The following is a 13,145-nucleotide window of genomic DNA, read 5'->3' as shown; positions in this document are numbered from 1 at the left end:
CGCACTGGGTAGACAAAACGGAGCCATCAATCAAGCCCCGGCAGGCACAAAATTACAAAGAAAAGCGCCACATAAAAAAACAGGCAGGACGGTGAAACCATCCTGCCTGTCTGCAAAGCACTCAGGAATGCAGCGTCTTAGCTGACTGCGTCCTTGAGGGTCTTGCCGGGCTTGAAACGTACAGACGTCGAAGCCGGAATGTCGATTTCCTCGCCAGTGCGGGGATTGCGGCCCTTGGTCGCCTTACGGTGAGCCGTGACGAACGAGCCGAACCCGACGAGACGGACTTCCTGTCCACCCTTCAGGGCCTTCTCAATGGCTGAGAATACAGCGTCAACCACTTCGCCAGCCTTCGCCTTGGGCAGGTCTACATCATCTGCAACAACCGAGACGAGTTCCTGCTTGTTAAGCGGCTTGTCCATACATACGCCTTTCTATGTTCAAGTCTCTCGTACGGCTCGGTGCCGCCAGAGACATTCCGCGGCGCACTATGAAGCCGTTTTCGGCCACGTCAACAGCCAGTGACGGCGGCAGGGGCGCAAAATTGCCTCCCCTGCCTTTTCCTCACATCTGTCAGTGCGCTACCGCAATGGGTGTTCCCGAAGCCGCAATCGGCGCAACCAGATCGCTCTCGTCTTCCCATTCAATCGGCTGCGGAACGCTGACAAGGGCGCGGCCAATCACCTCATCCACATGGGAAACGGGGATCAACTCCAGATTTTTCTTCACAGTTTCTGGAAGTTCCGCGATGTCCTTCTCATTGTCCTTGGGCAGGAAGACCGTCTTGATCCCGGCCCGCAGAGCAGCAAGCAGCTTCTCTTTCAGACCACCGATCGGAAGAACACGACCACGCAGGGTGATCTCACCCGTCATAGCCACGTCACGCCGAACAGGAATGCCTGTCAGGACGCTGACAAGCGACGTCGCCATGGCGATACCAGCCGACGGACCGTCCTTCGGAGTCGCCCCTTCAGGCACATGAACGTGGATGTCACACTTCTCGAAGAGTGTCGGCTTGATCCCGAAATAAGGGGCTCTGCTCCGCACGTAGGACAGTGCCGCGGACACACTTTCCTGCATGACATCGCCGAGCTTGCCCGTCTGCTTGATGTTGCCCTTGCCCGGCACCATCACGCTTTCGATCGTCAGGATCTCGCCACCGACTTCGGTCCAGGCCAGCCCCGTCACCATACCGACCATGTCGGTAGATTCGGTCTCACCATGTGTGAAACGACGCACGCCAGCGAACTTGCCGATATTTTTCTCGGTCACAGCCACCTTTTTCGCCTTACCTGTGACGATCTCCTTCACGACCTTGCGGGCCACGTTGGCGATTTCACGTTCAAGACTACGGACGCCAGCTTCACGCGTATAGAAACGGATGAGATCCATCAGCGCCGCGTCGGAGATCGACCATTCCTCAGGCTTGAGGTTATGCGCCTCACCCTGCTTGGCGATCAGATGACGCTTCGCGATGTTGAGTTTCTCGTCTTCCGTGTAGCCGGAGAGGCGAATGATCTCCATGCGGTCCAGCAGAGGCTGAGGCATGTTGAGACTGTTCGCCGTGGTGACGAACATCACATCCGACAGGTCATAATCGACCTCCAGATAATGATCGGAGAAGGTGCTGTTCTGCTCCGGGTCCAGCACTTCAAGCAGCGCCGAAGCCGGATCACCACGCCAGTCGGCGCCAAGCTTGTCGATTTCATCAAGCAGGAAGAGCGGATTGGAAACTTTCGCCTTCTTCATACCCTGAATGATCTTGCCCGGCATCGCGCCGATATAGGTCCGACGATGTCCGCGAATCTCGGACTCGTCGCGCACGCCACCAAGCGACATGCGGACATAATGACGTCCCGTCGCCTTCGCGATGGCGCGCGCCAGCGTGGTCTTGCCGACACCCGGAGGCCCGACAAGGCACAGGATCGGCCCCTTCACCTTCTTCGAACGGCTCTGAACCGCGAGATACTCAAGGATACGCTCCTTGACCTTCTCCAGTGCGTAATGATCCTCGTCGAGAACCTTTTCGGCCGCATCAAGGTCATTCTTTACCTTGGTCGCCTTTTTCCAGGGCACGCCCAGCAGCCAGTCGAGGTAGTTGCGCACCACCGTCGATTCGGCGGACATCGGACTCATCCCGCGCAGCTTCTTCAGCTCGCCAACGGCCTTTTCCCGCGCTTCCTTGGTCAGCTTGGTCTTGACGATCTTTTCTTCGATTTCGGCAGTCTCGTCCTTGCCGTCCTCGCCCTCGCCAAGCTCCTTCTGGATCGCCTTGAGCTGCTCGTTCAGATAGTACTCGCGCTGCGTCTTCTCCATCTGCCGCTTCACGCGGTTACGGATACGCTTCTCGACCTGGAGAACACCGATCTCGGCTTCCATGTGGGCGAGAATCTTCTCAAGCTGCTTCGTCACGGACGGCAGTTCGAGAATTTCCTGCTTTTCGGAAATCTTCAGACTGAGATGACTGGCGATCGTGTCAGCAAGCTTGGAGAGGTCGCTGATCTGGTTAAGCGAAACCAGCACTTCCGCTGCGATCTTCTTGTTGAGCTTCACATACTGCTCAAACTGCCCGACCACGGCACGCGCCAGCGCTTCAGCTTCTTCTGTCTCCACCGGCGCATCGGTCACAAATTCGACATCGGCCTCGAAATGCCCGTCGACATCGTGAAGCGCCACCACGCGGGCACGCTGGTTGCCTTCGACAAGCACTTTCACCGTGCCATCCGGCAGCTTCAGAAGCTGCAGAATGGTGGAGGTCGTGCCGAAGCGATAGATGTCGTCCGAACCCGGATCGTCCACCGTCGCTTCTTTCTGCGCGACCAGAAGGATTTTCTTGTCATCCTTGGTGACGGATTCAAGCGCCTTCACAGATTTCTCACGCCCGACAAACAGCGGCACGATCATGTGAGGGAACACAACGATGTCACGCAGAGGCAGAACCGCCACACGCTCTGTCGTTGGGGTGGCAACTTTCTTCGCTGCGGTCTTTTTTGCCGGTACAGTCGTCGTATCGGCAGCTTTGGTGCGCTTGCGGCGCGGCGTCGATGTTTTGGGTTTTTCTGTCATGATGCCGATCTCCTGAATGGACGATCCGGCGACGCATGCCCATTCATTGGCACACACATCGCCCATCCGCCCCGGCAATGGGTGGATTTCTCCGGATAACGCCTTCTGACGGTTCCGGAGCGGTCGTTTATACTGATGAATATCGGAATGATTTTCGGCACTATCAAGAGCCGGGCGCATGAATCAGGTGGTCCCGCCAGAACGGAACCACCTGCATGTCATGGTTTTGTGCGAAAGCGGTCAGGCTGACTGCTCCGCAGGTTTTTCCTTGGCTTTCCCGTAAACGAAAACTGGCGAAGCTTTTCCTTCAGCCACGTCCTTGTTCACGACAACCTCGTCCACATTTTCGAGACCCGGAAGCTCGAACATGGTTGTCAGCAGAATACTCTCCATGATCGAGCGCAGACCACGGGCCCCGGTTTTCCGTTCAATAGCCCGATGGGCGATCGCCTTGAGCGCATCCTCCGTGAAGGTCAGCTTCACGTCTTCCATCTGGAACAGCTTGGCGTACTGCTTGACCAGCGCGTTCTTCGGTTCAGACAGAATCTGCACCAGCGCCGTTTCATCGAGATCACCTAGGGTGGCGACAACCGGCAAGCGGCCGATGAACTCGGGGATCAGGCCGAACTTGATCAGATCCTCCGGCTCGACACTTTTCAGAATCTCGCCTGTGCGACGATCTTCCGGCGCCTGCACATCCGCGCCAAAGCCAATTCCCGAGCCTTTACCGCGTGCCGAAATGACTTTTTCCAGCCCGGCGAAAGCACCGCCGCAGATGAAGAGCATGTTGGTCGTATCGACCTGCAGGAACTCCTGCTGCGGATGCTTGCGGCCACCCTGCGGCGGAACGGAAGCAACCGTGCCTTCCATCAGCTTCAGAAGCGCCTGCTGGACACCTTCACCGCTGACATCACGGGTGATGGACGGGTTATCCGACTTCCGGGAAATCTTGTCGATTTCATCGATATAGACGATGCCGCGCTGTGCCCGCTCGACATTGTAGTCGGCTGCCTGCAGCAGCTTGAGAATGATGTTCTCGACATCCTCACCGACATAGCCCGCCTCGGTCAGAGTCGTAGCGTCCGCCATCGTGAAAGGCACATCGATGATACGGGCGAGCGTCTGCGCAAGCAGCGTCTTACCCGAACCGGTCGGACCGATCAGAAGGATGTTCGACTTCGAGATTTCGACATCATTGTTCTTCTGCGCATAGGCGAGGCGCTTGTAGTGGTTGTGCACCGCAACCGAGAGCACCTTTTTCGCCTCGAACTGGCCGATGACGTAATCGTCGAGAATCTTGCAGATCTCTTTTGGAGTCGGCACGCCGTCCCGCGACTTCACCAGCGTCGTCTTGTGCTCCTCACGGATGATATCCATGCAGAGCTCAACGCATTCGTCACAGATGAACACCGTAGGCCCCGCAATCAGCTTGCGGACCTCATGCTGTGACTTTCCGCAGAACGAGCAATACAGCGTGTTCTTGGAATCGCCGGACTTTGCGTTCATCTGCAGTCCCCTAATCTTGACCCCTTCCGGAGCCGCCCGGCCATATTACCGGGCAAAGCGAAAATCGTAACCGGACCAGCAAGACGCATCAAGTGATAGCCAGGCATGACGGTGTCTGAAGGCTCAGGCCTTCTCTCCGGACTGGGCCGGGTGTTTCTTGATAACTTCATCCACAATCCCGAAGGCTTTCGCTTCATCGGCGGACATGTAGCTGTCGCGCTCAAGTTTCTGCTCGATATCTTCAAGCGTCTGACCTGTGTGTTCGCGGTAGATCTCGTTGAGACGCTGGCGAATCGTGAGTATCTCACGCGCCTGAATCTCGATGTCGCTGGCCTGCCCCTGCGCACCGCCTGAAGGCTGATGCACCATCACGCGAGCGTTCGGCAGAGCGAAACGCTTACCCTCGGCGCCGCCTGCCAGTAGCAGGGAGCCCATTGAAGCAGCCTGACCGATGCACACAGTGCTCACGGGACTCCGGATATACTGCATGGTGTCATAGATCGCGAGACCGGCAGACACCACGCCACCCGGGCTGTTGATATAAAAGGAGATTTCCTTGTTCGGATTCACGCTCTCCAGATAGAGAAGCTGTGCCGAAATGACGGAAGCCACCTGATCGTAAACCGGCCCGGTCAGAAAGATGATCCGCTCCTGCAGAAGACGCGAATAGATATCGAACGCGCGCTCCCCGCGGGAAGTCTGCTCGACCACCATCGGCACAAGAGCGTTGTTAAAAATCTCTACGGGGTTCGAATCCCTCATCACATCATTCCCGACTTATATGCCGCTACGCCGCGTATCCTGCCCCGTCCCCTGCCATCGGACAGGATAGGTTCAACCCAGACAGAACGCCCGGTCTGCTTAAGATAGAGATAATCAGACCCAGCGCCACCCCATTGGGTGAAAATCCTGCATTTCCGACCTGCTCATCGTAGCGGGCCACATAAACAAACGGCACTTTCCCCTCAAAAAAGAAGAAAGTGCCGCATTATCGCTTACTGTAAAAACAGTGAGACTATCAGACGTTGGCCGCTGGCATGTCAGCCAGTTCTTCCGGCGTCACATCCTTGTCTTCAACTTTCGCCAACTCGGTGATGTAGTCGATCACCTTGTTTTCGAAGATCGGACCACGAAGGGACTCGGCAGCCTGCGGGTTCTTCATGAAGAAGTCGAACACAGCCTGTTCCTGACCACGGTAGCGCATGGCTTCCGCACGAATGGCGCGCGCCATCTCGTCCTGCGTGACCGTGATACCCTTCGCACGGCCGATTTCAGCAAGAAGCAGACCAAGCTTCACGCGACGCTCGGCGATCTTGCGATAATCAGCCTTCAGCGTGTCTTCGTCCTTGCCCTGATCTTCCTCGTCCAACTCGCCGGACTTGCGATCAGCTTCAACACGCGCCCAGATCTGGTCGAATTCTGCGTCAACCATGCTTTCCGGAGCCGGGAAATCCGTCTTCTCGGCCAGCTTGTCCAGCAGGTCACGCTTCAGGCGCAGACGGGAAAGCTGCTCGTACTCGTCTTCAACCTGCTTCGTGATGACTTCACGAATCTTGTCGAGATTTTCGAAACCGATCTTCTTGGCGAGCTCGTCATTGACCTCAACGTCGACCGGCTTCTTCAGCTCTTTTGCCTTGATGTCGAAGGTTGCGACCTGACCGGCCAGTTCCTTCGCGCCGTATTCCTCAGGGAAGGTCACCGTGATGATCTTCTCTTCGCCCGGCTTCATGCCTTCGAGCTGCTCGGCGAAACCGGGAATGAAACCCTCGCCACCGATCTCGACGCTCACGTCTTCCGCCGTGCCGCCTTCGAAGGGAACGCCATCGCGCTTGCCAACAAAATCGACGACCAGAGCGTCACCCTGAGCAGCCGGACGATCCTCTTCAACGACCACGAAATCGCGCTGACGCTTCGCAATGTCGTTCAGAGCCTTGTCCACGGTCGCCGCATCAGGCGTCGCCTTCAGGCGCACCAGAGACACGTCGGACAGGTCAGGCTCCTTGATTTCAGGGAGAACTTCCGTCTCGACCTTCAGCTCAAGATCACCCTTGCCGTCGCCACCGGAAACAACATCAACCTTGGGCTGCTGCGCCGGGCGCAGATTACGCTCCTCAAAGAGGTTACGCAGCGCATCGTTCACCGCCTGCTCCAGCACTTCACCCTTCACGGATGCGCCGAAACGCTGACGGATAACGGACAGCGGCACCTTACCCGGACGGAAACCGGGAAGATTGGCGGACGCGCCGACTTCCTTGAGGCGCGCCTCTTCCTTCTTCTCGAGTTCGGCCGACGGAACGACCACGGTGAAGGCGTGCTTCAGGCCCTCGGAAAGCGTCTCAGTAACCTGCATATGCCCAGGCCATCCTCTCGTGCGAACTCTTCAATACACAGCGATCTTCACCGACCGCCAAAACTCTTCCGGCAGAATAATCATGGGATGCAAACCCAGCCTCTGCCGTTGTGACAGGGCTGGTACGGGTGGAGGGACTTGAACCCCCACGACTCTCGCCACCAGAACCTAAATCTGGCGTGTCTACCAATTCCACCACACCCGCGTGGCCTATCAGCGCAACCCATAACGCCGAGGGCGCACCGATTACCGCAGTCTCAACCTTACGGCAAGGTCACTCCGACACGCATCCTGCAATTAAGCTGATTTCCGATGTCTCCGCAGGGTGACTTCACCTGAATGTCACACAGAACATCGGCCATAGCTTTCATGGCTCCTCCTGAAGCCGCGTCGCCTTGTCCCTTGCCTTCCCGAGATACCGATCCAGATCTTCCGCAACCAGCCAGTTTCCGGCCTGCAAGGCCGCTTCCCCATGCAGCCACACACCTGCGCATGCGGCATCCCACGGCTCCATACCAGCCGCCAGCAGGGCTCCGATGATACCAGTCAGCGTATCGCCAGAACCTGCCGTTCCGAGCGCCGAGGTCGCGTGGGTATTCAGCGCCACCTTCCCGTCTGGTGACGCGATCACGCTCGTCGCCCCCTTCAGGACTACCACTGCGTTCACCCGTTTGGCGGCAGCCCGCACGGCCGCCAGTGGGTCAGCACCCGGCGCACCGAAGACCCGGGTAAATTCTCCCCCATGCGGCGTCAGGACTGCCGCGCCCCGCAGACGATCCGGCGCGTCTGCCGCCCATGAGAAGGCGCCCGCGTCAGCGAGAATCTGCCGCTCCGCCGCAACCAGTTGCGGGAAAACCTGCTCCACCTCTTCCGGCAGGAGGCCCGGGCCGCAAATCCATGTCCGACGGCGATGATCTTTCAGCAGGTCCGCCAGCGGCTCCTCGTCGATAATGAGTCCCGGCTCGCCCAGCCGAAAGGCAGGAGCCGCCTTCCCAGCCGCAATCCGGACGAGACCCGCACCGGTGCGACGCGCCGAAGCCGCCGCCAGCCGGGCTGCGCCGGGCATCGCTTCACCGGCGCACAGACTGACGACACCACGGGAATATTTATGAGCCTCAAGCTCCAGAACGGGCAGTTTCCAGAGACCGGGTTCATTCCGCCATGTGGTGACGGTGATTTCCTTCAGTGCCTCAGCAGGAATCCCGATATCCCGCACCTCGAACTGCCCGAGATACTCACGTCCCGGCAGCACCAAGTGACCGGGTTTTGCCCGGAAAAACGTCACGGTCAGATCGGCGGCGCGAGCGTATCCGCGCACCTGTCCGGTTGCGCCATCAATGCCGCTGGGCATGTCGATAGCGACCACGCGTTTGGCGGCAGCCAGCACGGACGGAACAGGTTCCTGCACATCACGACTGAGCCCAGCCCCGAACACTGCGTCGATCACCAGATCAACCCTGGCGGCTTCTTCTGGTGAGAACGGCACTCGTGGACCATGGAATCTCCCCGCAACAGCTGCGGCGTCACTTCCCTCACGCGGTTCAACCAGCGCGGCGACAGCAACAGGCCACCCCATCTCGGCGAGGTAACGCGCCGTGACATAACCATCTCCGCCGTTGTTACCCGGACCGCACAGCACCAGCACGCGACAGGGCTTCGTAAAATATTTTACGGCCCACGCCACAGCCCGTCCGGCGTTCTCCATCAGGGTCGCCACAGGAATGGTGCGGGATGCAATATGGTCAACACTACCCATCTCCTTCGGGGAGAGGACAGCGAATCTGTCGGGTTGGCCGGACATGACGAATGCCTCCATATGCGAATGCGGCGGAATGAACCCGCCTGAAACCTGCCTCCAGAAACGGGGAGCCTTGCGTTCGACGCTCTGATTGGCGACACAGCTTACGACCGTACAGCCAATCTGTCCGATGGAGTCCGCATGCCACATATTCTCTGGAGTCTTGTTCTGACGCTGCACATCGCCGGAATGGCGGTGTGGGTAGGTGGCGCGACCTATGCCGTAGCCATCCTGCGTCCAAGCCTGTCTTTGCTCGACAAAGCCCAGCGCAGCGCCGTGCATCTGCTGACGCTGAAACGTTTTCTTCGGGTGATCTGGCATATCATGCCGATCGTACTGATTACGGGCTGGCTCATGATCATTCATGAGGGCGGTTTTGCGGTGATCCCCTGGACCACAAACGCCATGCAGGTTCTCGGTCTGATCATGGCAGGTCTGTTTCTGCGCGTTTTTTACGGCCCCTATCAGAAAGCACGCCGCGCCATCCGTCCGCAGCCGCAGACATTCGATTCCATCCGCAGCCTCATGCTGGGTGTTGTCGCCTGCGGCGTTCTCGCCATCCTGTGTGCGTCAATTGGACACGGTCTTTAAACTTTCATGAGAGCCTGACGGTTATTCTGTCGAAAACCCGTGCGGTCAGTCTGAAACTGAAACGACTGCCGCTTGATTTTTCGTGCAGGACGGCCTACCGACAGGCACCGGTTTTTTCCGGCCCCTTCTGTGCGCCACGCCTTCGAGGCGACCGACCTAATCTGAGAGCGACTTGAGCCCCAAAGCTTCCGACACGACCGAGAAAAAGCCGCGTAAAGCGGCCCCCCGTACTCGCACCCGCAAGGCCGCGACGACCGGCGACGCGGTGACGACAGAGTCTGCTGCCGTCGAGGCTGAAGCCTCCCCTGCGCCTGCTCCGAAGCGAGCGACGACGCGACGGAAGAAAGCGGTCGAAGAAACAGTCGCTACAGAAGTGACTCCTGTTGCCGAAACTGCCGCTCCAAAGAAGCCCGCACGGACACGTCGGAAAAAGGCCGAACCTGCTGAAGCCGAAGCTGCGGCCACTACAGATGAGACCGTAGAGGCCAAGCCTGCCGCGAAAGCTCCGCGCCGTACGACACGTAAAAAGGCTGAACCTGTCGTAGCGGATAAAGAGGAAGCCGCACCGACAGAGGTGTCCCCCAAGGAAACACCTGTCAAAAAGCCGCGCACGCGCAAAGCCGCCGTTGCGAAAAGTGCGGACACGGAAACCTCTCCGGCGCCCGCAGCCAAAAAACCGACACGCCGTCGCAGCACCAAAACGGAAGCCAAGTCTGTGGACGAGGCTACTGTCGAAGATGCAACGGAAGCTCACCCACTTCATGTCGGCGGGGCTCTGGACGGTATCGTCGAACAGGACGCCGAGATTCATCCGCCCGCGGCTCCTGCTCCTGTTGCAGAGCCTGCCAAAAAAGATGTCCCTGAGGAAAGCACTCAGGTAACGTTTGCTGATCTGGGACTTTCGGAACCGCTTCTTCGTGCCGTAACCGAGATGGGTTATGTCCATCCGACTCCCATTCAGGCGCAGGCGATCCCTTCTGTTCTGCATGGTCAGGATGTTCTGGGTGTCGCCCAGACCGGCACTGGCAAGACAGCGTCCTTCACGCTTCCCATGCTGGAGATTCTTTCCGGTTCCCGCGCCCGCGCCCGGATGCCGCGCTCGCTCATTCTTGAGCCGACGCGTGAACTGGCGCTTCAGGTCGCCGAGAATTTCGTCAATTACGGCAAGCATCTGAAGCTGACGCACGCCCTTCTGATCGGCGGCGAAAGCATGGCTGACCAGAAAGAAGTCCTGAACAAAGGCGTCGATGTTCTGATCGCCACGCCGGGCCGTCTGCTTGATCTGTTCGAGCGCGGTGGTCTCCTGCTGACGCAGACACGGATTCTCGTGATCGATGAAGCCGACCGCATGCTCGACATGGGCTTCATTCCGGACATTGAACGGATCGTGGGTCTGCTTCCGGCGAATCGTCAGACACTGTTCTTCTCCGCAACGATGGCGCCTGAAATCCGTCGCCTCGCCGACGCGTTCCTTCAGTCGCCCAAGCAGATCACCGTCAGTCGTCCTTCGACTGTCGCGACGACCATTGAAACGGGCCTGATCGTCGTTGACGAAGACGACAAGCGAAAGGTTCTGCGCAAGCTGCTGCGGGCTGAAAACCTTCAGAATGCGATCGTCTTCTGTAATCGCAAGCGTGATGTTGACATTCTGCTCAAGTCACTTCTGAAACATGGTTTCTCAGCGGGCGCTCTGCACGGCGATCTGCCGCAGTCGGTACGTTTCCAGACACTGGAAAAGTTCAAGTCCGGCGAACTGAAGATTCTGGTCTGCTCGGATGTGGCCGCACGCGGTATTGATATCGGTGGGCTGTCTCACGTCTTCAACTTCGATCTTCCCTTCCATGCAGAGGACTATGTCCATCGCATCGGTCGTACGGGACGCGCCGGAAAGGAAGGTAAGGCCTACAGTCTTGCCACACCTTACGACCGCAAATTTGCGGAAGCGATTGAAACGCTGACAGGCAAGCCCATTCCCCGTCTGGAGCGTGATGGTATCACGCAGCTTGACTGGGCGAGCGAGGAAGAATCACGCGGCAGTCGGGGCAAGAAAAAGCGCACCGGTCGCGGTTCTGAGCGTGAACGCGATAACGAGCGTCCAAAACAGTCGGAAGCACCGGCTCGCAAAAAGGAAGTCGAGAAGAAGCCGGCAACTCCTGTTGAGGCGACGCCTCAGGCAGAGGCACGAGAGGATCGTCGCGGACCACGGGACCGCAACGATCGTAATGATCGCAACCGGCGGGATGATAACCGTCGTCGCGGCTCTGAAATTGCCGATGCACCGGGCGAGAATGTTCTCGGCTTCGGGACGGATGTTCCAAACTTCATGAAACTTCCCCGGCGTGTGCCGGTCGCAATCGAGGCAACGGGCGAGGATGGCACGGAAAGCTGAAGGGAGAGGCCGTCGCAGGCCTCATTCTCGTCAGCCCCCCTCTCCTGCCATTGACCCGACACCACGACGCTATCGTATTGAAGCGCTTGGCGTCAGTGGTGATGGTATTGGCCGTCTGACGGATGCAGGAGCGACACAGGCCGCTCCTGTCTTCATCCCCTATACGGCGCCCGGCGATGAAGTTCTTGCCCGCAGCACGGGCAAAGATCGGGCATCCATTCTGGAAATCTGCGCCTCTGCGCCTGAGCGTGTCACGCCCCCCTGCTCCCTGTTCGAAACCTGTGGCGGATGCTCTCTTCAGCACCTGTCGGCGGAATGGATACTGGAGTGGAAGACGGCTGAGGTCATAACAGGATTACACCGGGCAGGTGCGGTTGACCTTCCGCCAACAGCCTCGTTTCAGACCCCACCCGCCACGCGTCGACGCGCCGATCTGGCTGCAAGACGCAAGCATGATGGCGTCATTCTGGGGCTGCATCGACGCGGTGGCGATGTCGTCGATCTGACGGAATGTTCCCTGCTGCATCCTGAGATCGTCAGCCTTCTCCCTGTCCTTCGCACAGTTCTTGAACGTCTGGATCTTTTTCGCAGAGAGGCGGATCTGGTCATCAACCTTCTCGATTCAGGACCGGATCTTCTGTTGGCGTCGGATGGGCTGCCCAGCACGGCCGACCGCACAAAACTCGCCGCATTTTGCAAGACTCACCGCATTTCCCGCCTGTGCTGGAAGCAGAAAGACTCGCAGGAAAACCCGGAAACACTCGTGCAGTTGGCCCCTTCTGTCATCACATTCGATGTCGTGGAGATAGAACCGCCTTCCGGCGCCTTTCTTCAGGCGAGTCGCGAGGGTGAAGCGGCGATCCGCACCGCCGTTCTTGACGCTCTTCCGCCTTCAAAAGGTCGGAAAGCAAAAATAATCGAACTTTATGCGGGCTGCGGCACTCTGACTTTTGGTCTGGCCACCCATGCCCGTGTTGAGGCCTACGAAGGACATCCCGGAGCGGTGGAAGCCCTCGCGCGCGCAGCTGCGGGACACAATGTCACGGCCCATCTCAGAGACCTGAACAGGCAGCCTGTAGAAACAAAGGAACTGGCTTCCTCTCTGACCGTGGTTCTTGATCCGCCACATTCCGGTGCGGGTCTGCAGATGGACGGGATTCTCGAAGCCCGGCCAGAGGTCATTATCTATGTCAGTTGCAATCCGCGCACGCTCTACCGGGACACCGGGCGTCTTCTGAAAGCGGGTTACCAGATCGACGCCCTGACGATCATTGATCAGTTTCTCTGGTCAGCAGAAACTGAGGTCGTGTGCCGCTTCTCTCGCAAATCGCAGAAAAGACATAACAAGCATTAAATGTACATATTTACATAATAAGTAATTACAGTACATATATAGATCGAATTATTAACGGTTTTTTTCAAAAACAATACAAATTGCTATTCCC

The 13,145-nt window shown here is 58.1% G+C and carries 9 protein-coding genes and 1 tRNA gene; 3 read left to right on the top strand and 7 right to left on the bottom strand.

Annotated features, from left to right (window positions below; all coding sequences use genetic code 11):
- Positions 1-137: 137 nt before the first annotated feature.
- The 7 genes from GVI59_RS09660 to GVI59_RS09630 all read right to left on the bottom strand — a co-directional run bounded on the left by GVI59_RS09660 (position 138) and on the right by GVI59_RS09630 (position 8,723).
- Positions 138-422 carry an HU family DNA-binding protein gene (locus GVI59_RS09660; protein WP_010668906.1) on the bottom strand — a complete coding sequence of 95 codons (285 nt, stop codon included), beginning with the start codon at positions 420-422 and terminating at the stop codon, positions 138-140.
- A 151-nt stretch (positions 423-573) separates the two neighbouring features.
- On the bottom strand, positions 574-3,066 hold the full coding sequence (lon, locus tag GVI59_RS09655; RefSeq protein ID WP_173574071.1) for an endopeptidase La: 2,493 nt from the start codon (positions 3,064-3,066) through the stop codon (positions 574-576).
- 240 nt (positions 3,067-3,306) lie between these two features.
- Entirely contained in the window at positions 3,307-4,572 is a 1,266-nt protein-coding gene (gene clpX, locus GVI59_RS09650; protein WP_173574070.1) for an ATP-dependent Clp protease ATP-binding subunit ClpX, read from the bottom strand.
- Positions 4,573-4,695: 123 nt separating this feature from the next.
- The gene (gene clpP, locus GVI59_RS09645; RefSeq protein WP_010666849.1) at positions 4,696-5,334 is read right to left on the bottom strand and encodes an ATP-dependent Clp endopeptidase proteolytic subunit ClpP; all 639 of its coding nucleotides are present in this window, start codon (positions 5,332-5,334) and stop codon (positions 4,696-4,698) included.
- A gap of 256 nt (positions 5,335-5,590) precedes the next feature.
- Positions 5,591-6,922, bottom strand: coding sequence for a trigger factor (gene tig, locus GVI59_RS09640; protein ID WP_173574069.1), 1,332 nt, complete (start codon positions 6,920-6,922; stop codon positions 5,591-5,593).
- Between the two features lie 120 nt (positions 6,923-7,042).
- A tRNA-Leu gene (locus GVI59_RS09635) sits at positions 7,043-7,127 on the bottom strand.
- Positions 7,128-7,289: 162 nt separating this feature from the next.
- Positions 7,290-8,723, bottom strand: coding sequence for an NAD(P)H-hydrate dehydratase (locus GVI59_RS09630; RefSeq protein WP_173574175.1), 1,434 nt, complete (start codon positions 8,721-8,723; stop codon positions 7,290-7,292).
- Between the two features lie 138 nt (positions 8,724-8,861).
- On the opposite strand from GVI59_RS09630, the gene GVI59_RS09625 reads away from it, so the two are divergent.
- The 3 genes from GVI59_RS09625 to GVI59_RS09615 all read left to right on the top strand — a co-directional run bounded on the left by GVI59_RS09625 (position 8,862) and on the right by GVI59_RS09615 (position 13,054).
- Positions 8,862-9,311, top strand: coding sequence for a hypothetical protein (locus GVI59_RS09625; RefSeq protein ID WP_173574068.1), 450 nt, complete (start codon positions 8,862-8,864; stop codon positions 9,309-9,311).
- A 172-nt stretch (positions 9,312-9,483) separates the two neighbouring features.
- On the top strand, positions 9,484-11,700 hold the full coding sequence (locus GVI59_RS09620; protein WP_173574067.1) for a DEAD/DEAH box helicase: 2,217 nt from the start codon (positions 9,484-9,486) through the stop codon (positions 11,698-11,700).
- Positions 11,684-13,054 carry a class I SAM-dependent RNA methyltransferase gene (locus GVI59_RS09615; protein WP_173574066.1) on the top strand — a complete coding sequence of 457 codons (1,371 nt, stop codon included), beginning with the start codon at positions 11,684-11,686 and terminating at the stop codon, positions 13,052-13,054. Before GVI59_RS09620 ends, GVI59_RS09615 begins: the two co-directional genes overlap by 17 nt.
- Positions 13,055-13,145 lie beyond the last annotated feature (91 nt).

This window comes from Acetobacter sicerae, from assembly GCF_011516765.1.
Lineage (GTDB): Bacteria > Pseudomonadota > Alphaproteobacteria > Acetobacterales > Acetobacteraceae > Acetobacter > Acetobacter sicerae.
The sequence above is the reverse complement of the archived record's forward strand: the minus strand, read 5'-3'. Positions and strand labels throughout refer to the sequence as shown.

Coding starts and splice junctions, on each gene's coding strand:
- clpP (WP_010666849.1), bottom strand. CDS start 5,334: ATGAGGGATTCGAACCCCGTAGAGATTTTTAACAACGCTCTTGTGCCG.
- tig (WP_173574069.1), bottom strand. CDS start 6,922: ATGCAGGTTACTGAGACGCTTTCCGAGGGCCTGAAGCACGCCTTCACC.
- GVI59_RS09630 (WP_173574175.1), bottom strand. CDS start 8,723: ATGTCCGGCCAACCCGACAGATTCGCTGTCCTCTCCCCGAAGGAGATG.
- GVI59_RS09660 (WP_010668906.1), bottom strand. CDS start 422: ATGGACAAGCCGCTTAACAAGCAGGAACTCGTCTCGGTTGTTGCAGAT.
- lon (WP_173574071.1), bottom strand. CDS start 3,066: ATGACAGAAAAACCCAAAACATCGACGCCGCGCCGCAAGCGCACCAAA.
- clpX (WP_173574070.1), bottom strand. CDS start 4,572: ATGAACGCAAAGTCCGGCGATTCCAAGAACACGCTGTATTGCTCGTTC.
- GVI59_RS09625 (WP_173574068.1), top strand. CDS start 8,862: ATGCCACATATTCTCTGGAGTCTTGTTCTGACGCTGCACATCGCCGGA.
- GVI59_RS09615 (WP_173574066.1), top strand. CDS start 11,684: ATGGCACGGAAAGCTGAAGGGAGAGGCCGTCGCAGGCCTCATTCTCGT.